At 53.7% G+C, this 21,147-nt stretch carries 19 protein-coding genes; 15 read left to right on the top strand and 4 right to left on the bottom strand.

Annotation, left to right across the window (positions count from 1 at the left end; translation table 11 throughout):
• Positions 1-4 precede the first annotated feature (4 nt).
• Entirely contained in the window at positions 5-1,660 is a 1,656-nt protein-coding gene (locus tag RDV48_26520; GenBank protein MDQ7826386.1) for an NAD(P)/FAD-dependent oxidoreductase, read from the bottom strand.
• A gap of 266 nt (positions 1,661-1,926) precedes the next feature.
• Here RDV48_26520 and RDV48_26515 point away from each other — a divergent pair, with 266 nt between their 5' ends.
• Positions 1,927-3,699, top strand: a complete 1,773-nt coding sequence (locus RDV48_26515) for an ATP-dependent Clp protease ATP-binding subunit (protein ID MDQ7826385.1) — start codon at positions 1,927-1,929, stop codon at positions 3,697-3,699.
• Here the strand turns inward: RDV48_26515 and RDV48_26510 are convergent.
• Both RDV48_26510 and RDV48_26505 read right to left on the bottom strand, forming a co-directional pair.
• Positions 3,668-4,030, bottom strand: a complete 363-nt coding sequence (locus tag RDV48_26510) for a zf-HC2 domain-containing protein (protein MDQ7826384.1) — start codon at positions 4,028-4,030, stop codon at positions 3,668-3,670. The two genes, RDV48_26515 and RDV48_26510, sit on opposite strands and share 32 nt — an antisense overlap.
• 71 nt (positions 4,031-4,101) lie before the next feature.
• Positions 4,102-5,274, bottom strand: coding sequence for a hypothetical protein (locus tag RDV48_26505; protein MDQ7826383.1), 1,173 nt, complete (start codon positions 5,272-5,274; stop codon positions 4,102-4,104).
• A 375-nt stretch (positions 5,275-5,649) separates the two neighbouring features.
• Between RDV48_26505 and RDV48_26500 the strand changes: the two genes are divergently transcribed.
• Positions 5,650-7,242, top strand: coding sequence for a TIR domain-containing protein (locus tag RDV48_26500; protein MDQ7826382.1), 1,593 nt, complete (start codon positions 5,650-5,652; stop codon positions 7,240-7,242).
• 244 nt (positions 7,243-7,486) lie between these two features.
• Entirely contained in the window at positions 7,487-8,005 is a 519-nt protein-coding gene (locus RDV48_26495; protein ID MDQ7826381.1) for a thermonuclease family protein, read from the top strand.
• Here RDV48_26495 and RDV48_26490 read toward each other — a convergent pair.
• Positions 7,976-8,281 (bottom strand): hypothetical protein, encoded by a 306-nt coding sequence (locus tag RDV48_26490; GenBank protein ID MDQ7826380.1) that lies wholly within the window; start codon positions 8,279-8,281, stop codon positions 7,976-7,978. The genes RDV48_26495 and RDV48_26490 overlap by 30 nt on opposite strands.
• A 31-nt stretch (positions 8,282-8,312) precedes the next feature.
• On the opposite strand from RDV48_26490, the gene RDV48_26485 reads away from it, so the two are divergent.
• The 12 genes from RDV48_26485 to RDV48_26430 all read left to right on the top strand — a co-directional run bounded on the left by RDV48_26485 (position 8,313) and on the right by RDV48_26430 (position 21,144).
• Positions 8,313-8,819: a hypothetical protein gene (locus tag RDV48_26485; protein MDQ7826379.1), complete on the top strand. Its 507-nt coding sequence runs from the start codon at positions 8,313-8,315 to the stop codon at positions 8,817-8,819.
• 28 nt (positions 8,820-8,847) lie between these two features.
• Positions 8,848-9,129, top strand: a complete 282-nt coding sequence (locus RDV48_26480) for an HNH endonuclease (GenBank protein ID MDQ7826378.1) — start codon at positions 8,848-8,850, stop codon at positions 9,127-9,129.
• A gap of 139 nt (positions 9,130-9,268) precedes the next feature.
• Entirely contained in the window at positions 9,269-9,517 is a 249-nt protein-coding gene (locus tag RDV48_26475) for a sulfurtransferase TusA family protein (GenBank protein ID MDQ7826377.1), read from the top strand.
• A 12-nt stretch (positions 9,518-9,529) separates the two neighbouring features.
• Positions 9,530-9,937, top strand: a complete 408-nt coding sequence (locus tag RDV48_26470) for a hydrogenase iron-sulfur subunit (protein MDQ7826376.1) — start codon at positions 9,530-9,532, stop codon at positions 9,935-9,937.
• Positions 9,938-9,961: 24 nt separating this feature from the next.
• The gene (locus RDV48_26465; protein ID MDQ7826375.1) at positions 9,962-11,293 is read left to right on the top strand and encodes a CoB--CoM heterodisulfide reductase iron-sulfur subunit A family protein; all 1,332 of its coding nucleotides are present in this window, start codon (positions 9,962-9,964) and stop codon (positions 11,291-11,293) included.
• On the top strand, positions 11,280-13,058 hold the full coding sequence (locus tag RDV48_26460; protein ID MDQ7826374.1) for an FAD-dependent oxidoreductase: 1,779 nt from the start codon (positions 11,280-11,282) through the stop codon (positions 13,056-13,058). Before RDV48_26465 ends, RDV48_26460 begins: the two co-directional genes overlap by 14 nt.
• Positions 13,059-13,068: 10 nt before the next feature.
• Positions 13,069-13,368 (top strand): winged helix-turn-helix domain-containing protein, encoded by a 300-nt coding sequence (locus RDV48_26455; protein MDQ7826373.1) that lies wholly within the window; start codon positions 13,069-13,071, stop codon positions 13,366-13,368.
• 10 nt (positions 13,369-13,378) lie between these two features.
• Positions 13,379-14,548: a 4Fe-4S dicluster domain-containing protein gene (locus tag RDV48_26450; protein ID MDQ7826372.1), complete on the top strand. Its 1,170-nt coding sequence runs from the start codon at positions 13,379-13,381 to the stop codon at positions 14,546-14,548.
• A gap of 7 nt (positions 14,549-14,555) precedes the next feature.
• The gene (locus tag RDV48_26445; GenBank protein ID MDQ7826371.1) at positions 14,556-15,125 is read left to right on the top strand and encodes a DsrE/DsrF/DrsH-like family protein; all 570 of its coding nucleotides are present in this window, start codon (positions 14,556-14,558) and stop codon (positions 15,123-15,125) included.
• Between the two features lie 194 nt (positions 15,126-15,319).
• Positions 15,320-18,496 carry a CHAT domain-containing protein gene (locus RDV48_26440; GenBank protein MDQ7826370.1) on the top strand — a complete coding sequence of 1,059 codons (3,177 nt, stop codon included), beginning with the start codon at positions 15,320-15,322 and terminating at the stop codon, positions 18,494-18,496.
• Between the two features lie 105 nt (positions 18,497-18,601).
• A complete protein-coding gene (locus RDV48_26435) occupies positions 18,602-20,575 on the top strand; it encodes a GAF domain-containing protein (protein ID MDQ7826369.1) in 1,974 nt (657 codons plus the stop codon).
• Positions 20,576-20,601: 26 nt separating this feature from the next.
• Complete coding sequence (locus RDV48_26430) at positions 20,602-21,144, top strand: ankyrin repeat domain-containing protein (protein MDQ7826368.1); 543 nt, start codon at positions 20,602-20,604, stop codon at positions 21,142-21,144.
• The last annotated feature ends 3 nt before the right edge of the window (positions 21,145-21,147 follow it).

The raw sequence follows: 21,147 nt of genomic DNA, 5'->3' as shown, positions 1-21,147 counted from the left end.
CCCGTCAGATTTTCTCAGTGGCAGCCCGGTTTTCATGATACTGGAGTTCAGTGTTGACACCCCATATATTTTCTTTAGTCTTTACGCCGTCTCTTATATTTGCGACTGCAGTCATGGCAGTCATCATGGAATGATCCATGTTATTATACCTGTGCATCCCGTTTCTTCCTATGCAATATAAGTTTTCGAACCTGCTCAGATACTCTTTTATTTCGCTGAAGCGGCTGTAGGTCCCGAAGTAAGCGGGATATGCTTTCTTCAATCTTATTCTTGTTGCATCGAGAACATCTTCCCTGTCGAGAATGCCGATCTTTACGGCTTCATTGATTGCGAAATCAACGAAGCCGGCCTCTTCCATATTCCACAGCTCATCCCCTTCAGTGCAGAAATATTCAAGCCCGAGCCATACCTTATGGGGATCAGAGACCATGTGGGGACTCCAGTTATTAAATATCTGAAGGCGCCCGAGTCTCACGTTCCTGTCCTGGATATATATCCAGTTATCGGGAATCAGGTGATTCGAAGCGGTATTTTCTTTTCCATTTTGAAATTTCAATTTTGAAGCCAGTATCCCCACAGTGATAAAATCCCTGTACAGCAGACCATTGGCAATTTCATTTATTTCTGCCGGGATCTCCGCTTCAAGATTAACTATGAGATCTTTTACCGGCATTGTGGAAATATAATAATCAGCGTATGCCGGGAATTCTTCGCCGGACCGGGTATTTTTCACGGTCATTCCACTAATCATATCATTTTCTGTTTTGATTCCGATCACTTCGTGGTTCAGAAATATCCTGGCGCCCTTTGCCCTTATGATATCCGCAACTTCTTCCCACAGCTGGCCTGGACCGTACTTGGGATATAAGAAGTGGGAAATGAGGCTTGTTTCCTTATCCTTCTGGGTAAGGGAAGAGAGGTCTTCCTGCCGTTTACCGCCCAGAAAGCTCATAATATTTTTAAAGAGCTCATTTATGATATGGAGAGCCGCCTTGGAAATGGAGAGCCCCTTTATTCTCTGCGCCCCCCACTCGGCACTTATGTTATTACAGGGGATACCCCAGACCTTTTCGGTATAATCTTTGAAAAAAGTTCTGTAGAGCTCCTCGCCGAACCTGTTGATGAAAAAATCCTCGAGATTCTTTTCTTTTACCGTAAAAACTCTCGCTCTGAGATAGCTGAGACCTATCCTGAATACTCTTATGATACCCAGGTTTTTCAATGTTTTCAAATTCAATGAAATTGGATAGTCAAAGAATTTGCCCAGGAACAATATCCTGGAAATTCTTTGACGGATGAGCATTACCTTGTCGCTTTCCCCCTTTTCCCCAGTATCGGTAGAAGTATCATAAATCCGGGAGCCTCTATGCTTCCTGTGCGGAAAAGCAATTTCATGGGAGAACTTATCTTGAAAAGGCATTATCCGGGCCCACCAGGCAATAATCATATCGGATTTTGAAAAAAACCTGTGTCCTCCCATATCGATTCTGTTACCCTTATAATCTATTGTCCTCGAGATGCCCCCGATAGAATCGGTCAATTCATAAATAATGGGGATAACATCAGTCTTTTCAAGCAATTCGTATGCAGCGGTGAGACCTGCCGGACCCGCTCCTATTATTAAGGCGGTTTTGCGTCTGTCAAGGTGATTTATGTCCATCACTTCTTTTCGCTGCCCTTTATTGTGTTCGGCCAGTTCCGATGGTTTTATGAATTTTCGGGAAATTGAGCAGTTCCTCCTTCACAATCTGTTGCCGCGGGGTATCAGAAGCCTTAAGAATTTTTCACTGGAGTCCTGCAGGTTCGGACCTCTTTCTTCGGAAGGAAAACAGGCTTAATGAAGGAATAGAGTTCATTGAGCTGAGGAGAAAGCCTGCCCGAAGGGCAGTGGATAGTCTCAGTCACATGCACGCCTCAGGATGCACAATGGAACGACTGATAACCCGCGATCTCACACTCCAGGCTGTCCAGGGCTCCATAGCGCCCAAGTACCGCCGGGACAGGGAGCTACGCCTTCTGCAGGAGATACTCTGCCGGAGAAAGCGCTGTAATGCCCTCCTGGTGGGCGACCATGGGGTAGGGAAGAGGGTAATTGTAGAATCCCTCGCCATCTCCATCGCCCTGGGGGAAATACCGTCCCTCAGATTCAAGCGCATCGTGGAGGTGAACCCCAGGGCACTTTTTGTGCCGGAGATAGAGAAGCCCTCAGCGCTTTTTGACGAGCTTCTCGTCACCAGCGCCGCTGCCGGGAATATCATACTCTTCATCGAAGACATCGATACGCTTTACTATAATGATGAGCACGATACCTACGTGCGGAACGTGCTGGAAAAATACCTCGACAGCAGGTCGCTCGCGATAATTGCCACCACCACTCCGTTCCATGAGCGCCCCCTTCTCGAGGATCAACATCTCAAGCAGTACTTTACCTCCCTCTTCATCAATGAGCCCCGCGAGGAAGAATGTGTCAAGATTATCATGAACATGAAGCATGTCCTCGAATCCTACTATGCCATCTCAATAGCAGAGGACATCATTACCCATGCCGTAAGGCTCTCCAACAGGTATGTCCGGAACAAGTTTCAGCCTGACAGGGCTCTTGATCTGCTTGATTCCGCCTGCGCCCGCATGATCTGCATGGCATCGCCTCAGGGGGAACAGGGGCGGCAGGATGCCGAAGGGCCGGTCCTCAACACCCAGCACCTTGAATCCTATCTGGAGGACGCTCTGGGCATTCCCCTTTCAAACAAGGGTACGGGAAAAAATGCCCTTCTGGGCAGCCTGGAGTCCCTTATCGCCCGCGAGATCATAGGCCAGGAAGAAGCGACAGAAGCCCTCTGCGACATACTGCGGGTAAACCTGGGATTTCCTGAGATAAGGGGGGCAAGGCCCGAGGGGATTTTTCTGCTCCTTGGCCCCACAGGCGTGGGGAAAACCGAGATGGCACGCATTATTGCCAGGCTGCTTTTCAAGAATGACTCATCATTTATCCGCCTCAACATGTCAGAATACTCAGAGCCGCACTCTGTCTCAAGGCTTATAGGGGCACCTCCCGGCTACGTCGGTTATAATGAGGGAGTGATACTCACCGAGCTTATTGCCAAGACGCCCCACAGCCTTCTGCTGCTGGACGAGATAGAGAAGGCTCATCATCATGTGCAGAACCTCTTCCTGCAGATTTTTGACGAGGGGAAGCTCAGGGATTCCAAGGGAGACCTGGTGAGCTTTCAGGAGACCCTGATCTTCATGACCGGCAACATAGGCGCAGAACTGCTCGATACTGCCGGCGCCATGGGCTTTATCCAGCGCACTCCCGACGAGATCGAGGTCTCTGATGACTCTCTTGACAGGGAGATAAGGAAATACTTCTCAAAGGAGTTCATCAACAGGATTGACAGGATTATTCTGTTCAAGCCTCTCAAGAAGGAAACGGTGAGAAAGATCATCAGGCAGAAATACCTGGCCAGGATAGAAGGGCTCTTGAAAGACCGGAATATAGCCCTTTCAGTGGGAAAGGACGTGGAGGAGGTGCTGGCGCTCGAGGGTTTCAGCTCCCGGTACGGCGTGCGCTACCTTGAGCGCAAGTTCAATGATCTCATCGCGGTGGAAATCGGGAGGATTCTCTACCGTGAGCCTGACCGGGTGAGCAGGATCGCTATCAAGGCTGTCAATGGCTCAGTGGTGATTGAGGCGGGATAGAGCGGATCCGGGCCTTTTTGCCGGCCTTCTCCTTCTTCTTCCTTGCGGCGGCAATCTCAGGCGCTTTCTTTGTATCCCATTTTTCTCCCAGGTGGGCTGCAAAAGTCTCGCCGATGATGTTGAGTTCATCGAGAAGCTTTCTGCAGGAGGGACATATGCCAAGATGGGCTTTCACAAGATCTTCCTCCTCAGGCTTGAGTGTTCCGGCGATAAGCCTGTCAACAAGCTCCCCTTTGCATGGAGTTTCATCCTCTTCAACGAAGTCCAGCCTGTTTCTTATTGTCACCGAATCGTGAAGCGACTTGAAGAGTTCAAAGTTCATTTCTGGCATGGCTGTACCTCTCTCTGCCTTAGAATGGCAACGGTTGTTTCAATCCAGCGCTTCTTGTCCTCATAGACGGTTCACTTTTCCCTTGGCATCTCTTCCGCGAGTTCCTTGAAAGTCTCATAAAGGTGCCACAAAATCTGCTGCAGCTGGAACCTCGCGACCTGCTGGTAGATATAGCCCACGAGGCCTCCATCGGTGTTCTCTTTCCTTGCCTCCTGGTAGAAGCTGTCGCGGAAGTGATTGTCGTTAAGGAGCCGCTCTTCCATGAAGGGAATGCCCTTTATCCAGGAGATGAGGTTCTCCTGAGGCGAATTTTGCCTCTTTACCAAGATGCTGTCAGGGTATGGAAGGATTCCATCCTTGACAAGCAGGTCAACGGATTCTCTGATGGTCTTCCCCTGGAGGTTCAGATCAAGCAGCCTGAGGCGGAAGGCATAGGTGCCGTCAAGCGATGCATAGCTGTCCCTTATCCTCTCGAGGGCCCTGAAATAGCATACTCCCCATTTACCCTTCAGGATTTCCTCCAGATTGTTTTTCAGTTCCCTGAGGGCCCGTTTATGCCACTGCCTTATCAGCGGGTACTCCTTGTTCATCTCCTCGGCAATTTCCGTGAGGGGCACCGCCTCGAGGTCATACCGACGGAGTATCTCCCTGTATGAAGGATTCCTTATCATCGTGAAGGCCTGCATGACAAAGGAATTGCTCTCGTCGAGGACATGGGGATGCATGTCCCCTTCCAGGATTCCTCCGAATAGCTCTGGCGCTGTCATACCTCTCCCTTCTGCAGTGCCGCTGATATTTGACCTGTTGTAAAGATCCTTCTTGTTCTCGATGTACTGCATTGTTCTTTTCCGGGAGAAGAGGAGGGAGAACTCGGAAAACTCATCACGTGAAAGCCGGTATATCACGCGGGCAGCCAGGTTTCCCACGTATTTCTGGAAGAGTTCCTCGTCGCCTGTGACTTGCGGCTGCGGGGCGACGGCTTCCCGTTTCTTCTTGAAGAGCTGGAAGCCTTCGATGAAGCTTTCTTCCGTGAGAGCTATGAAGCAGGCGTTTGCTGTGGCAAAAACAGCTTCGGACTTTACGATGAAGGCTGCCGTCACACCCGTGAAATTCCTGCTGATGAGATATCTGAAGGTGTTTCTCGTTGTCTCCAGGAGTTTCGTGAGAATCTGCTCACCTAGTCTTTTGTCACGGGTTTTGTTATAACCATTGACGAGCTGGGAGAAAGATTGGTGCTCTGACATTTCCTGTTTCTGCCTGCATGCTTTTGTTGATAACCTAGATTGTATCACCCTCCTCCTGCAAAAGTCAACACTGCTGAGTTCCCCCTGGTTTCTCCCTGGGGCCTGTTGCACTGCCTTCACTATATAATTAAACCTGCCATGGAGAAAAGTGACACACTTCCGGACTGAAAAATCTTTTCATCGGCACCAGAGAATCCCAAAGCTGCTGTATGGCTCCTTTCTGTTCCGGAGTCCGGGCCTCTGAAGAATTTCAGAAGGAGTAACCTTGATTCAAATGAATATTTTAAGGCCGGGAGCCTTTACAAAATGGCGGTCTAATCTCTCGAGGGAAATTTCTCAATGGTAGCAGGAAAGATTGAACGTGGCAGGAGACTCATGGGAGGCATCTTGGTCTCCCTTGCAGCTGCACTGCTTTTTCAGGCTCTGGCATACCTCCCGTTTTTCACGGCAACTGAGAGAGTAATTCAGGATAGAGCCCTTGGATCCAGAGCAGCGCCTTCGGTAAGCAAGGACATCACTCTTATTCTTTATGATGAAAAGAGCGATAATGAGCTCCATGGCCTCACCACTCCCGCCCTGGCTGAAGTGATGGGTGCCGTCGCCTCGGGCGGGGCCGTGGCGATAGCGCCTATGGTCTTTCTTGACGGCTCAAGAGATATCAAGGAATTCTCCGATGACAGGAAGCTGGAGGATCTCCTCTCCCGGTATGCCATTCTCCTCATGGCGCGCTTCAATGAGGAAAGAGGTGAGGTGGAGCCTCCCTACGGCCCCTTTGCCGCGGCGGCAGGCCCCGGTGACGTGGCGCCCCTTGTCATCAGGCCTGACAATGACGGCATAGTGAGGCATATTCCCCTCTGGTTCGATGAGAAAAACGGGGGAGCCATTCAGAAGATTCCTGCATACCCTCTCATCGTTGCCTCCAGGCTCTCAGGCAAGCCGTTTCATTTTGCCGGCGAGGCAGTCTTTCTGGGGGAACAGGCCCTTCCTCTCGAGGCCGCCGGTCTGAGGATCAACTACCGGGCTCCGGGAGAAGCCTTCATGGCATGTTCCTTCTCAGAAGCTCTGGCCTCTGCAGAGCGGAGTGACAAAGGCTATTTCAGGGAGCGCTTCGGCGGGAAGGCAGTAATCATAGGTCGCAGCGTCAACAGCGCATCTGATTTCCTCAATGTTCCGGCGAGCCTGGCGGGGAAGAGCCCCATGGCCAGGGCTGAGATACTGGCTTCGGCAGTTGCCACCATGGCATGCGGAGTCTTTATCAAAAAACTGCCCTTTGTTCTTGAGGGGATTATCGCCGTGTTCATCGCTCTTATGGCATTCTCCAGCATGCATTTCCTGGGACGCAGCCGTGGAATACTGATAAACTCTCTGGTGCTGCTCCTGATGGGTTTGCTCTCTTTTTTTCTTATCAAGTATCTTTCCCTGGAGGTAAGGATAACGGGGTGGGCACTTGCCCTGCTGGCAGTGACATTATGGGCCATGTTCTTCTCCTGTCATGGGAGCGGAAGCGGGAAGGACGGGAATGCCCTTCCCGAAAAGGGGGTGAAGCCCTGTGAGGTCTTCATAAGCTATGCGAGCAGTGACACTGCCATGGTAATGAAAATCGCCGGCCATCTTGAGAAGGCCGGTATGTCACTGTGGATCGACAAGGAAGGCATCAGGCCTGCCAGGATGTGGGAGGAGCAGATCGTGGAGGCTATTGATGCATGCAAGGTGCTTGTGGTGATGGCTTCAAAACAGGCATACCAGTCCCACAACATTGTCAAGGAAGTGACGCTTGCCTCCGAGGCGAAGAAGCCCATTCTCCCCGTGTACCTCGAAGAGGCCGAAGTCCCTCCGAACCTGCGCTACCAGCTCGCCGGAATCCAGCATATAGAGCTTTATCAAGGCTCTCTTGAAGACCATATCACTGTCATATTGAAAACCCTCGAAAGCCATGGCGTGACAGTAGGCCGCGAGGGGAGCATCTGACCTCCCCGGTGCATTGAGCGGCCTCTCCTTGAGGGCAGCTAAATTTTCTTGAAATTTCCTGCTTCCTTGTCACTTTTCAGAAGAATCCATTTAATATATTTTATAAAGGGACTGACACTCATGTGACACTCATGGCTGTCAAAATAAAAAGAGGGACAGGGGGGTGCCGGGCGGCCTTCAGGGCAGCAGAGCGCCACCGTCTTCCTATGGCCGGAGTGAACTTTGCAAAGGAGGGTGATGAGGAATGAGGGGGGTGGCTCTGATCCTTGCATGGGTTGTGTTTTTTGCCGCATTCCCGGGGGATGGGGTATTCGGAGAAAGCTATACTGCCCCTGTGATGGCCGTCATAGAAGGCGATATCATGGTCCTCACAAAGGGTGAAGAGGGTGTCATTGTCCGCCTTGATGGAATAGACTGCCCGGAGCGGGGGCAGCCCTTCTTCATGGAAGCCTGGCAGTTTGTGCAGGACCGCGTGGCAGGGAAGAGTGTATGGATTGAGGTGAGGCAGGTCGATCACAGCGGGAAGCGCGTGGCCCGCGTGGTAATTGACGGCACAGATCTCTCCGAGGAGCTTCTCAAGGCAGGCCTTGCCTGGTATGACAGCCGCTTTGCCCGGGACAGGCGCCTGGAGAGCATTCAGGAAGAAGCAAAGAAGAAAGAGTGCGGCCTCTGGGCCCTCGAAAAACCCTGCGGCCCCATGGGACTTCAAGCGGGGGCAGGCAGGCATTGTTCCTCAGGCGGTGACGGCCGAGGAACTCTGTAAAGGGTCGCAGTCACGGTCATCGGAATGGGGCTTCATACCTTTCGATCCCGCCCTCGCAGGAAGACCTGTGGGCGGCATGACGTTCCTCACGGGAGGGGGGAGTGGGGGCTCTTCCTCCCGGGGGAGCACTTCCGGCGGGCGCTCTTCATCGCGCTCCTCGTCTGGCTCAACATCGTCAAGGTCATATTCATCAACATCGAGGTCATATTCATCGACGTCACCGACGCGGTCATATGCAACGTCTTCCAGGCAGGGATCTTCCAGCGGAATCACCACGGGCCATTCATGCAGGACAGGCGCCTCATCGATGCCGGTGAGTGGCTGCACTTCGGGATCAGGAAGGGCGCCGGTCTATCCCGGCACCCCCCGGAACAGCGTGTTCACGGTGCAGACCAGAACCATCTTCGACCAGAAGCAGAAGACTGTCTTCGACGAGAAGCCGGACACAATCATCACGCCCATGAAGGAGCAGGCGACGCTTCCGCCTCCGCCAAAGACAGATTATTATCAGTATAATAGCCTTTATTACCCGTCAGGCGCCTCCGGGAGCAGTTCCTCCCACGCCCGGCAGAATGTTCCGGGCTCAACCCGGCAGGGAGTGGTCTTCATGGGCGCTTCTCCTGCAAGCGGAGCATCTGGCACTGCAGTAAAGCCTTCCTCAGGCAGTGTTCTTTCAGGCACCTCAAAAGTGGCAGTCACTTCTGACGGTTTTTACCACCGCCCGGGCTGCAGCGCCTGCACCACTGCGGCGGCACTTACGAAGGATGATGCAAAGCGCCGGGGCTTCCGAGCCTGCACGCAGTGCCGGCCCTGAACCGTTGTATCCCCCGTGGCAACATGCTTTGTGCGATGCTCGCCTGCAGGCTCCTGTAGGAAAGGCCGGGGACCGGGAGAGTTGTCATTGGACGCATGGCCACATCGTCAGGCGCTCCCAGGGTGGCACCGATAATCCCAGGAACCTCATCACGCTCTGTGAAGCTCACCCCCTTCACATTCTGCACAACCTGGGGACTCTCACCATTGATGGGAAAGCGCCCCACAGCCTTACCTTCACTTTCGGGTTCCCTCTGAAGGAGAACCATATCTATGAAAAGGGCATCAGGCTCGCGTTGAAACATTCATGACCGGCGGTCACCGCCAAGAAGCCGGGAAGGCACCGTGAAAACTTTTACCAGCCCCCTTGACAAATATATTCAAATATTATAATATATATATAAGCAAATAGAACAATAAATGACCCTGGAGGGTCGCAGGAGGTTACCAATGGCAAATCTTGAGGAACGCAAAGCTGACAAGGTGGTAGACGCACGGTCAATGGCATGCCCCGGTCCCCTTCTTGAAGCAAAGAAGTCAATAGGCGCCGTATCGGTGGGGCAGGTGCTGGAGATCCAGTCGGGCGACAAGGGAAGCCAGGAAGACATCCCCGCCTGGTGCAAGAAGATGGGCCATGAATACCTTGGCCACGTGGAGAGGGCAGGCTACGACAGCCTCTTTGTCATCAGGAAAAAATAAAGGAGCCGCGAAATGGAAGCTCCTGAGGCTCCCAAGATACTCATCATCACGACGCTCATAAGCTCTTACCCCGGGGCCAATACGGTCGGGCAGGCGCGCCTTCAGTATTCGCCCGACACTTATATCATAAGGGTGCCTGACCCTGTCATGTTCCCCGAGGGCTTCTACCTGCGGTGCTTTGAGAAAGGCATCGCCGGTATCATTGTGATGAGCAGCGGATCGGACTGCCCTTATGAAGGCGCCTACCAGAGGCTCTCTGCAAAAATAGGCCGGGTCTACGAGGCTATGAAGGAGCGCGGGATATCCCAGACACGGCTGAAGCTCACTACCATATGCACAGTGTGCAAGGCAGCCTTTCTCAAGGAGATAAGGGACATGGAGGCGCATATTGCAAAAGAAAGCGCTCCGCGGGCTTCATGACGGAATTCTGAAAGAGTGCAGAGAATGCAAAAAGAAATCACCGCAGGAAATGCCGTCAAGGCAGACGTGCTCGTGCTGGGAGCAGGCATAGCAGGCCTCCAGGCCTCCCTTGACCTTGCCGATGAAGGCTATGACGTGATACTTGTCGAGAAGGGCCCCAGCATAGGCGGCAGAATGATCAACCTGAGCAAGGTCTTCCCGACGCTTGACTGTGCAAGCTGCATCACTACACCCAGAATGGCCTCGGTGGCCCATCACCCCCGCATTCTCACCCTTACCTTCACGGAGATGAGAGGGCTTGAGAAAAAGGCGGGGGGCTTTACTGTCAAGCTTGAAAAGAAGCCCCGGTATGTCAGAGAGGCTCTCTGTATCGGCTGCAAGCGCTGCGAAGAGGAGTGCCCCGTCTATGCACCTGATGAGTATGAGCACTCCCTGGGAGCCCGCAAGGCAATCTCCATCCCTTTCACCAATGCCATCCCGCAGTATCCCGTGCTGGACAGGAAAAACTGTATCCTCTGCGGGTCCTGCGCGAGAATATGTCCTACGGCGGCCGTTGATTACCTCCAGGAGCCTGAGGCGCTGGAAGTGGAGGCAGGGGCCGTCCTCATCGCCACGGGATGGAACCTCACCCCCCTTGATGCGAAAGATCAGTACGGAAAAGGGAAATTCCCCAACGTCATCTCACCGATGCAGGCCGAGCGCCTTCTTGCCCCCCATGGCCCTTATGGCGGCGTGATGAGGCCCTCTGACGGCAGGACGCCTTCCTCGATTGCCTACGTGCAGTGTGCCGGATCGAGGGACAGGAGCCTTGGGGTGCCTTACTGCTCCCGCGTGTGCTGCATGTATGCCATCAAGCAGGCGATGCTCCTCTCTGGATCCCTGCCTGTGGCCGATATTACCATCTATTATATGGACATAAGGGCCTTCGGCAAAGGCTACGAGCAGTTCTACCAGAATGCGAAAGCCATGGGCATCAATTTCGTGAAGGCCAAGGTGGGAAGGATCACCGGCACTGACGATGACGATCTTCTCCTTCGCATAGAGCGCCAGGAGGATCAAAGCCTCCCTGAGGAGGCCCGCCACGATCTCGTGGTACTCTCCCTGGGCCTTGTTCCCTCATGGGATAAGGAGATGAGCGCCGTCATCCCGGTGGAGGTTGCGCCTGACGGCTTTATCCATTCGCCCCACCCCGTGGAAGGGCCGGCAAGGACTACCGTTGAGGGAATATTTGCCGCCGGCACGGCCCTGGGCCCAAAGGACATAGTGGATTCCATCGTGGAGGCAAGCGCCGCCGCCATGGAGATCACCACCTTTCTGAAGAAAATCCGTGGAGAAAAACAAGATGGATCAAAGTGAAGAGAAGGCAGGGACCCCCCGTGTCGGCGTCTATCTCTGCCACTGCGGCGGGAATATCTCCGATGTCGTCGATATCGAGGGTGCCCGGAACCTTCTTCTGAAAAACTCCCCGGCAGCCACTGTGAAGGACTATCCTTTCATGTGCTCCGATCCCGGCCAGGGACTCATTATTGAAGACATCAGGAAGAATGGCATCGACAGAGTCGTGGTGGCAGCCTGCTCACCGGCCCTCCATGAGCTCACTTTCAGGAACGCTCTCCAGCGCGCGGGCCTCAATGCCTATCTTTACGAGCATGTAAACATCAGGGAGCAGGTGAGCTGGGTCCATAAGGAGCACAAGGACAAGGCCACAGAGAAGGCAGTGCGGCTCATCAGGGCGGGCATCGAGAAAGTGATGCGCCATGATCCTCTCACCGTGATACAGGTGAATGCCGAGCACCACGCGGTGGTCATCGGCGCAGGCCCTGCCGGCATGAAGGCAGCCCTTTCCCTGGCCGACCGCGGCATCGGGGTGACCCTTATCGAAAAGGATGAGACACCGGGAGGGCACCTGAAAGAGCTTGCCACGGTGTTTCCCACTGCTGAGGAAGCATCAGTGCTTCTTGAGCGCTTCAAGGCCCAGGTGGCATCCCGTGAGAATATCTCCCTTCTCTGCGGCACGCGCGTTACCGATATCGACGGCTACGTGGGCAATTTTACCGTAAAGACCGATAAGGGACATGTGGTAAAGGCAGGTGTGATTATTATCGCCACGGGGTTCCGGCACTATTCCCCCTATGGCGGGGAGATGGCCTTTCAGGAGGCTTCGGCCACCGTGGTGACCCTCCCCGCTTTCATCAAAGGCCTCAGTGAGGTTTCAGGGAGAGATGGCACCCCGGTCTTTGCGGGGAGAGTGATAAAGAGCATCGCCTTCATCCATTGCGTCGGAAGCATGCAGCGCGAGGGCCTTCACCAGCCTGGTCCGGAAGGCCGTCTGAATGACTACTGCTCGCGGTATTGCTGCGCCGCAGTGCTTCACTCCATAAATGATCTTCTTGATCGCTTTCCCTCTGTTCAGGTCTATGACGTTTACAAGGACATAAGGACGTATGGCAGGGGCCAGGAGCAGTATTACGAGGATGCCTCAAAGAAGGGAGTCCTTTTCTTCAGGTGCTCCCAGGACATGGATCCCTCCGTCACATTAAAGGACGGGTCCTGTGAAATATCCCTGAAGGATGTCCTCACATGGAATGAAGAGGTGGTTTTCCAGGCAGACCTTGTGGTGCTTGCCACCGGTATGATGCCTGGAGAGCTCCCCGAGCTTGTGGATTCTCTCAAGCTCCCCCTGGGCTCCGACGGTTTCCTCCAGGAGGTCCATCCCAAGCTGAGACCCGTGGAGCTTGCAAACAGCGGTGTATTCATTGCCGGCACGTGCCAGGGTCCCATGACTGTCCCTGAAGCATGCGCCGCAGCGGAGGCTGCGGCCGTGAAGGCTTCAATACTACTCTCCTCGCCCATGATAAGCCTTGATCCTTTTGTGGCGGAAGTCGATAAGGAGCTGTGCACAGGCTGCGGCCTCTGTATGGGGGAGTGCAGCTACAAAGGGGCGCTCGCCCTCACTGAAGATGACAGCGGGAAAAAGCATGCCCGGGTGAACCCCGCGCTCTGCAAAGGCTGCGGGGCCTGCGCCGCGGTGTGCCCGCACAGGGCCATAGCTGTGGCGGGATGGACTCTCGACCAGTTTGACGCCATGATAGACGCCATCACCGCGACGATTAATCGCTGAAGGAGCCCTCATGACTGAAAATGCTGATTCTGCTGAGAAGAATAAGAAGGCTGCCGGGGACCTCAAGAAGGCCCGACAGGCCTGGGGCCCCCCCCTCAAGGAGCTCATCGAGAGGCGGAAAACCAATGATGAGATCCAGAAGGCCATTGTGAAGGCCCTGGAGGAGGAGGCCGCCACGGTCCCCCAGCTGGCTGAAAAGACCGGCATTGAGCCAGGCCTTGTCTTCTGGCATATTAACGCCCTCCGCAAGTATAATGTGCTTACGGAAGAGAAGAGGCGCGGCGACTATACCTTTTACAGAAAGAAATAGGAGATGGGATATGAGCATAAGGGTCAACCCTGATCTGCTGAAGGAAATAAAGCGTTACGGCGCCTTTGACATCTCGGCATGCTTCAATTGCGGGAACTGCACCGCGGTGTGCCCCCTTGCCGACGAAAAGGGATCGTTCCCCAGGAAGCTTATCCGCCTGGGGCAGGTAGGCTCCGAGGCGAAGCTCCTTGAGAGCCCCGAGATGTGGTTCTGCTATTACTGCGGCGAGTGCTCCCTCACGTGCCCCCGGTCGGCTGAGCCTGGAGAATACATGGCGTCACTCCGACGATTTGCAGTGTCAAAATACGAGCCCACAGGTCTGGCGGGGCTTCTCTTTAAATACGCGGCGGTCAATCTGCTGGTTTCATCGTTTCTCATGGTGCTTCTCGGATGCTTTTTCATCACCATGAAAGCCTCCGACGGATCAATGCATCAATACAGCCACTGGCTTTTCAGCATGGTGCCATACGAGGTGATTCACCATATCGGTATTATCATTTCAGTGTTTTTTGCCATCACGCTCATCGTCGGTGTGGCCTCCATGCTGAGAGGCGTGTTCGGGAGATCGCTTGAGGTATTGAGAGCATTCTCGTTGAAAGACCATGGCAGGGCCGCCTTCAGGGTAATAAGGGAGATTCTCACCATGGAGAGGCACCGGAAATGCGCCTCGGACACGATGCCCGTCAAAGCCTGGCCTGTCTCAGACCGTTTTATCCACCAGTGCATCATGTTCGGCTATCTTGGCCTTCTCCTTGCCACGACCCTCGACTTCTTCTTCATAGTCGTCTTCCCCCTGGGGATGATCCCCTTCTGGCCGGCCCGCTTAAGCGGCATCGCAGGGGGGCTTCTCATGATGTACGGCGTGACGGCCGCCATAGTGAAGCGCCTTATGAAGCGCGACAAAAATGCTGAGCATACGCGCTTCAGCGACTGGTGGCCCCTGGTGGTCTCATGGGCAGTCGGCTTTACAGGGTTCTGGCTCACCGCTGTCGTCACCGTGATCCCGCCCGGCACCGGTGACACTCTTCCCCGGGTCCATAACCTTATGCTGCTCCTTCATGTTGCCATGGCGATGATGCTTGTCCTCATGTGGATGGGCACAAAGCTCTCTCACGCCATTTACCGCCCCCTTGCCCTTTTCAGGTATTTCCTGGAGGCAGAGAAATCAATGAAAGGATGATGGAAAAATGACACAGGACCTTATGACTGACAATGCGGGGATTCTGGCCGAGGTCAAAAAGCTCAGGGAAGAGGTGGAGCAGCTCAAGGCATCCCAGCCTGAAGACAAGCTCTCTATGGTGGTCTTCAGCGGTGACCTGGACAAGCTCCTGGCGGCCTTCATCATCGCCACGGGAGCTGCCGTGATGTATGAGAAGGTGGTCATGTTCTTCACCTTCTGGGCCACGGCAGCCCTGAGGGACCCCAAGAAGCATTCAGGGCCCAAGGACTTCATGAGCAAGATGTTCGGCTTCATGCTCCCCAAGGGGGCCTCGAAGGTCTTTCTCTCCAAGATGAACATGGGCGGCATGGGGACTACCATGCTGAAGGGCCTCATGCAGAAAAAGAACGTGATGATGCTTGAGCAGCTCATCAAGACCGCTGCTGAGTCAAATGTGGAGCTTTACGTGTGCCAGATGAGCATGGAGCTCATGGGCTTCACGACCAGGGAGCTGATAGACTACCCCAACATGAAGGTTGCCGGCGTGGGGAAATTCCTGGGCGAGGCAGGCTCCAGCAGGACCACCCTCTTTATCTAGCCCTCACAATTGCATTTCTTTTAAGGGAGCCCCGTCATCGGGACTTCCTTTTTACCTTTATATCCGGCTCCATGGAAGCATGCAATGGCAATGCCAGCCGTTATTGCAGCAGGATTCATGGCGGCACCTCAACGAAGTAGAAGAGATTCCCTGAAGCAATGAGTCACTTTCGCTGCCTGAAAGGATTAAATGCCATGAAACTGCTCACCCGCCTTGCGCTCTTGACGGTGCTTGCACTTTTTCTTGCCGCCCTGATCCAGGGAAGAGTTCTTGCAAATCAAGAGCTCTTAGACAAAGGAATTGAATCACTGAGGAAAAGCAGGAGAAGCGAAGGGATTTCCCTTATAAGGCAGGCCGTAGAGTCATTCAGGGAGAAAGGCGATAAGAAAGGTGAAGCTGATGCTCTTTGGTGGCTGGGTATGGGCTACCAGGTTTCCGGAGAGTTCAAAGAGGCTGAGGGCCTTCTGCAACAGTCCTTCGTCATTGCCAAGTCCTCCGATGATAAGCAGTCTATGGCCATGGCTCTGGTCTCAATCGGTGATAATTTCAGGTTGCTCGGGGATAATGAAAAGGCAAGGGGGTACTATGAGCGGACTCTCACCATGAAAGGAGCTGTTCATGAGAGCCTTATCGCTCAGTCTTTCTCGGCGCTCGGCTTGATCACTTTCACGAAGGAAGGCGCAGAACAGGCCCGGCCGCTCATGGAAGAAGCTTTCACCCTTATTGACAAACCGGAAATACTGCAATGGCATCCACTATTTAGACATAAGGCTGCAGTAGTCTGCTGCGACTTCGGGAGCTTCTTTGCCGGGACAGGTGACTATGAAAAGGCTCAGAAAGCTTTTTCCGCTCAGATTAAGCTGGCCAGATCTGTTAAAGACAGAGACCTGGAGGCAAAAGGACTGGTGCACCTGGGGGGCATGCTGAAAAGCACCGGTGATCTATCCGGGGCTCTCAGTAAGTACTATGAAGCGCTCGAGATAATGAAGCAGGAAAAGAACAAGGCGGGCGAAGCCATCATTGAAAATCATCTGGGAAGCATCTGCCAGGCGAGGGGAGATTATGACGGGGCCCTTGCCCATTATCAGCGCGCCCTGCTCATCAACAAAGCAGCGGGAAACAAGGAGAGCGAATGCATCAGCCTTATTGACATAGGGAGTGTCTACAAAGTGAGAGGTGAACTTCAAGAAGCCCTCAGGTGCTTTGAAGACGCAAAAAAGCTTGTGAGTCCCTCGGGGAGCGATGCCCAGGAAGTGCTTCTCAATATCAACTCAGGTGCAGTATACCAGGGGCTCCTGCGGTTTGAAGATGCGCTCAAAAGCTATGAGGAGGCCCTCAAGAAAGTCAGAAAAACCGGCGACAGGGTCCGCGAGAGCGTAGTGTTGAGCAATATCGGCGTCGTCTATGAAGATCTTTCAGATCATGAGAAGGCTCTTGAGTATTTCACCAGATCTCATGAGATTGCCGGAAGCCTTGGAAACAAAGCTTTGCAGGCCGATGCGTTTCTCAAGATGGGAGACATGTATCTTGCAAAGGGCAATGATGCAAAAGCTTCTGAAATGCTTGAGAAAGCACAGGAATACGCAAAGGATTGCGATGCCCTGACAGCCGCCATTGCACTCAACAACATCGGATTCATGAAATACAGCCAGGCGTTGAGAAGCCGTGAAGCCTGGCATTTCAGCGCCGCGCTCGAGAAGTACCAGGAAGCACTGAAGAGGGCGCAGGCCATGAAACTCGCACCTCTTGAGGGCACTCTGCTGGGGAATATAGCGCTCATTCACGAGGAAAAAGGCGAGTTCTCAGAAGCCCGCGGCTTCTATGACAAGGCGCTTGCGAAGAAGAAGGCTGCGGGGGATATAAAGGGAGAAGCCTTTGTTTACGCTTCCCTGGGCTTCCTCTCTCATAAGGAAAATAACAGGGAAGAAGCCATCCGCTCCCTCATGAGCTCCGTGGAATGCATCGAGAAAGCCCTCTCAGCGATCCACACGGAACCCTACAGGGAGGCCTTCGCAAGAGACTGGTATCATGTCTATTACCTGCTCATAGAGCTCTTGATGGATGATCACCGCTATGATGAAGCATTTGTCTATAACGAGCGTTCCCGCTCCATGGGCTTTCTCTCCACGATGGTATCCCTCTCTCTTCCCATGCCTGAAAGAATCCAGGCACAGGAGCAGGAGCTGGTGAAAAAGGAAGAGAGCCTCAGGCAGGCCATTGCTTACTTTGTTTCAAAGGCCATCAAAACAGGTCTCGACGACGGCGAGAGGGCAAGGGTTGCACGCATTGAGAATGATTACAGGGAGGTCCAGGCAATCCTTGCAGGGGAAGCCCCCGAGTATTCCTCGCTCACGGCCATATCGGGCGTCTCTCCCGCCGTGGTGCAGAAAGCAATCCCGCCTGATACTGTCCTCCTTGAATACTTCATGGCGCAGGACAAGGTTTTTGTCTGGGCGCTCTCGGACAAGGCTGTTGAATATGCCGAGGTGCCCTGCGGGGTGTCGTCGCTCTATGAGAAAATAACCGACGCGAGGGGCCTTCTTTATTCGCGAGGGGCACGGGGCGAAGGCTGGAGGAAATCGGCCGGGGATCTGTACCGGCTCCTCATCGGGCCGGTTAAAGAAGTCCTGAAAGGGAAAAAGAATATCGTGATACTCTCTCACAGGGCCCTCAATTATCTTCCCTTTGCAGTGCTTCTCTCCCCGGAAGGCAGGCTTCTCGTGGAGGAGTACTCCATCGGGTATGCCCCTTCCGCTGCGGTATGGAAGATCTGCGCCGCAAAAGAGATGCCGCGGACTGGCACCTTTGTTGGCTTTGCCCTTGGAGGAAAAACCAGGAGCGGCATCATGCCCCTGCCGGGAACAGAGAAAGAGGTGCAGAAAGCGGCCTCCCTTTTCCCCGGGTCTCTCGTTTTCTGCGGCCAGGATTTCACCCTGGACAGCGTGAAAGAAGCTTCACCCAGGGGGCGAATCGTTCATTTCGCCACCCATGGGAGAGTGGATGGGAACCACCCTCTTGCTTCAGCCCTGGTCACCTCTGAAAGCTTTCTCACCACTGCGGAAGTCTTTCATTTAAAGCTTTCTGCCCAGCTGGTAACGCTTTCAGGCTGTGATACGGCGCTCTTAAAAGACTCGCCAGGTAACGACCTTGAGGGACTCGTAAGGGCTTTCATGTACGCCGGGACACCTGCGGTCGTGGCGACACTCTGGCCAATCCATGATGAAGAGACAGCCTCACTTATGGAAGATTTCTATGGCTCCCTCAAGGGGGGCGCCACGTCCGCTGATGCCCTCAGGCATGCCCAGTGCGCCGCCATCAAAGAGAATCTCCACCCCGGAAAGTGGGCCCCTTTCATCATCATGGGAAAATAGGGACAGACTCCGTGCCCGTTCATACTGCCGAAAGCCCTGTTGCTGCAGGAATGCTAATAGAGGAGTATTTCCCCGTTTTAGAGAAAAATGCAGGGAGGGGGAGCGATGAGAAAAATTCTTGTGGCAGTAAATGATCCTACATCTATTGTGACAATTCGGGAAACCCTGAAAAGTGAGTGGGAGATCCACGTCATGACAAGCGGAATCGATATCCTCAAGGAGCTCACCAAGAAAAAATACAGCTTCCTCCTGCTTCAATCCGAGCTGCAGGGAGTGAACGGCTGGGAAGTCACCAAGCAGCTCAAAAGCAACCAGGCCACCCTCAATATCCCCGTGCTCTTTGTCCTGTCGCCCGAGTATAAAGCCTATGAGACAGAGTTCCAGGCCGACGACTATATAGTCCTGCCTATTAATGGTAAAGAGCTGCGCTGGAGGATCCCCCTTGCGATAAACAAGTGCAGGAACCGGGAGCGGATGACCTCACGCCTCAGGGAGCTCCAGATTGTCACGCAGATATCCCGCCTGCCCTATTCAACGCTGAAGATAGAGGAGGTCCTCAGGACCATCGTCAAGATACTCGTCACCTTCCTTAACGCGGAAAATATAGCCATATTTATCGCTGATGACCATGAGAAGCTGAAATTCAAGGCAGGCGAGGGCAATATTCCCGAAGGTGTCTTCATAAAGATTGGCGATTTCGTTGCGCCGAGGGTCCTCATCATGGAAGAGCCCCTCCTCATCGAGGACACGAGCGTGAATATCGAGTGTCTTGAGCATACCTTCTTCCAGCAGTATGCCGTGGGGTCCCTCATGAGCGCCCCCATAATAGGGAAAGACAAGAACATGGGAATGCTCATACTCTGCAACAAGAAGGATGGCATCTTTGACAGGGATGACCTCATGAAGCTCATGTACCTCACCGATCACATTGCCGCATCGATATCAATTTCCGAAGTGTTCATGCGGGCCGACTCGGATCTCCAGCACACCATCAGCGAGCTCACCACTCTTTACGACGTGAGCATGGCGCTCTCATCAACCCTTGACCAGGACCAGCTTCTCAAGCTCATCATCAAGGATGCCAAGCATGCCATGAAAGCCGACGTGGTCTCCATCATGCTTCTTGATCCTGTCCTGGACGCCCTTGTGATAAAATATGCCCTGGGCCTGTCGGAGGATATTATCAGAGAAACAAGGGTCTCAAGAGGCTCCGGGATATCGGGCAGGGTCTTCCAGAATGCCGAGCCCGTGCTCCTTGTGGACCTTGATGAAAACGACAAGGGATGGGTTGAAAAGAGCAAGGACGTCAAATCGGCAATCTCGGTCCCCCTCAAGGTGAGGGACCATGTAAGGGGAGTCCTCAACATCTCAAAGATATCCCGTTACAATTTCAATGAAAATGACCTTAAAACCCTCACAAACCTCGCGAACCTTGCAAGCCAGGCCATCGAGAAGAGTGAGCTCTATGATAACGTGAGGCGCTCATACCAGGAAATGAAGGACTCCTATCTGAGCACCGTTGATGCCCTCTCCAAGGCGATAGAGGCAAAAGACTCATATACTCACGGCCATATTGAGCGCGTCACCGAGTACGGCCTGGCAATAGCCCTGGAGCTTGGCAGCGAGCTCTTGCAGGATGATATCTTCCGCTATGCCCTGATCCTCCATGACATCGGCAAGATTGAGGTTCCCGACTCCATCCTGAAGAAGACGGGCCCCCTCACCGACGAGGAATATTCCATAGTGAAGCGCCATCCCATCGTGGGCGCGAAAATAATACAGCCGGTAAAGTTCCTCCGGAAAGCCCTTCTGATGGTGAAGCATCACCAGGAGTTTTACGACGGCTCGGGCTATCCCGACGGGCTGAAAGGTGATGAGATTCCCCTTGGCGCAAGAATCATCTCTGTTGCTGACGCCCTTGATGCAATGCTTTCCGACAGGCCTTACCGGAAAGCCCTTACCCTTGATCAGGCCAAGAAGGAGCTTGCCCGGTGCGCAGGCGAGCAGTTTGACCCCGGGGCCGTGAGAGCCTGCCTCTCTGCCATTGAAAAGGGCCTCATCCTTGAGCCCCTGAAGTAGGATTAATTATCTCAGGAGGTGACGATATGCGGGTAACCATCGTGCTGATTGCTTTAACGCTTGTGCTGGCAGTGGCTCACGGGGCTTTTGCCGGGGAGATCCATGATGCCTGCAAGGCGGGGGACCTTGCGAAAGTGAAGGCCCTTCTCGCAAAAGATCCCTCGCTGCTCCAGGCGAAGACCGAGGAGGGGAAATCACCTCTCCACATGGCGACAGGGTGGGGGAAGATCGAGATAGTCGTTTACCTGCTCGGCGCAGGCGCCGATATCAATGCCCTGAACAATAACGGCGGCACGCCCCTCCACGTGGCGGCTTCGCAGAACCAGCCGGAATGCGCCAGAATCCTTTTAGCAAAGGGAGCCAAGGTGGACGGCCTGAGGAGGGAGGGCGGCATGACGCCTCTCATGATTGCGATTATGAAGGGAAATTATGACGTTGCTGCAGTGCTTGTCCAGAGCGGAGCCAATGTGAACCTTCCCATGGCCAATGGAGTGACGCCTCTTCAGGCCGCGGTAAGGAAAGGCGACACCAGGATGGCTGAATTGCTGAAAGGCAAGGGGGCGAAGTAGAAA

Source organism: Candidatus Eremiobacterota bacterium (assembly GCA_031082125.1).
Lineage (GTDB): Bacteria > Vulcanimicrobiota > CADAWZ01 > CADAWZ01 > Ess09-12 > Ess09-12.
This window is presented reverse-complemented; position numbering and strand designations above follow the sequence as displayed.

Bases quoted from the DNA above. Each gene is read 5' to 3' on its own strand.
- RDV48_26435 (MDQ7826369.1), top strand. From the start codon at position 18,602: ATGAGAAAAATTCTTGTGGCAGTAAATGATCCTACATCTATTGTGACA.
- RDV48_26465 (MDQ7826375.1), top strand. From the start codon at position 9,962: ATGCAAAAAGAAATCACCGCAGGAAATGCCGTCAAGGCAGACGTGCTC.
- RDV48_26495 (MDQ7826381.1), top strand. From the start codon at position 7,487: ATGAGGGGGGTGGCTCTGATCCTTGCATGGGTTGTGTTTTTTGCCGCA.
- RDV48_26500 (MDQ7826382.1), top strand. From the start codon at position 5,650: ATGGGAGGCATCTTGGTCTCCCTTGCAGCTGCACTGCTTTTTCAGGCT.
- RDV48_26520 (MDQ7826386.1), bottom strand. From the start codon at position 1,660: ATGGACATAAATCACCTTGACAGACGCAAAACCGCCTTAATAATAGGA.
- RDV48_26470 (MDQ7826376.1), top strand. From the start codon at position 9,530: ATGGAAGCTCCTGAGGCTCCCAAGATACTCATCATCACGACGCTCATA.
- RDV48_26515 (MDQ7826385.1), top strand. From the start codon at position 1,927: ATGGAACGACTGATAACCCGCGATCTCACACTCCAGGCTGTCCAGGGC.
- RDV48_26430 (MDQ7826368.1), top strand. From the start codon at position 20,602: ATGCGGGTAACCATCGTGCTGATTGCTTTAACGCTTGTGCTGGCAGTG.
- RDV48_26445 (MDQ7826371.1), top strand. From the start codon at position 14,556: ATGACACAGGACCTTATGACTGACAATGCGGGGATTCTGGCCGAGGTC.
- RDV48_26450 (MDQ7826372.1), top strand. From the start codon at position 13,379: ATGAGCATAAGGGTCAACCCTGATCTGCTGAAGGAAATAAAGCGTTAC.
- RDV48_26460 (MDQ7826374.1), top strand. From the start codon at position 11,280: ATGGATCAAAGTGAAGAGAAGGCAGGGACCCCCCGTGTCGGCGTCTAT.
- RDV48_26475 (MDQ7826377.1), top strand. From the start codon at position 9,269: ATGGCAAATCTTGAGGAACGCAAAGCTGACAAGGTGGTAGACGCACGG.
- RDV48_26485 (MDQ7826379.1), top strand. From the start codon at position 8,313: ATGCCGGTGAGTGGCTGCACTTCGGGATCAGGAAGGGCGCCGGTCTAT.
- RDV48_26505 (MDQ7826383.1), bottom strand. From the start codon at position 5,274: ATGTCAGAGCACCAATCTTTCTCCCAGCTCGTCAATGGTTATAACAAA.
- RDV48_26440 (MDQ7826370.1), top strand. From the start codon at position 15,320: ATGAAACTGCTCACCCGCCTTGCGCTCTTGACGGTGCTTGCACTTTTT.
- RDV48_26455 (MDQ7826373.1), top strand. From the start codon at position 13,069: ATGACTGAAAATGCTGATTCTGCTGAGAAGAATAAGAAGGCTGCCGGG.
- RDV48_26510 (MDQ7826384.1), bottom strand. From the start codon at position 4,030: ATGCCAGAAATGAACTTTGAACTCTTCAAGTCGCTTCACGATTCGGTG.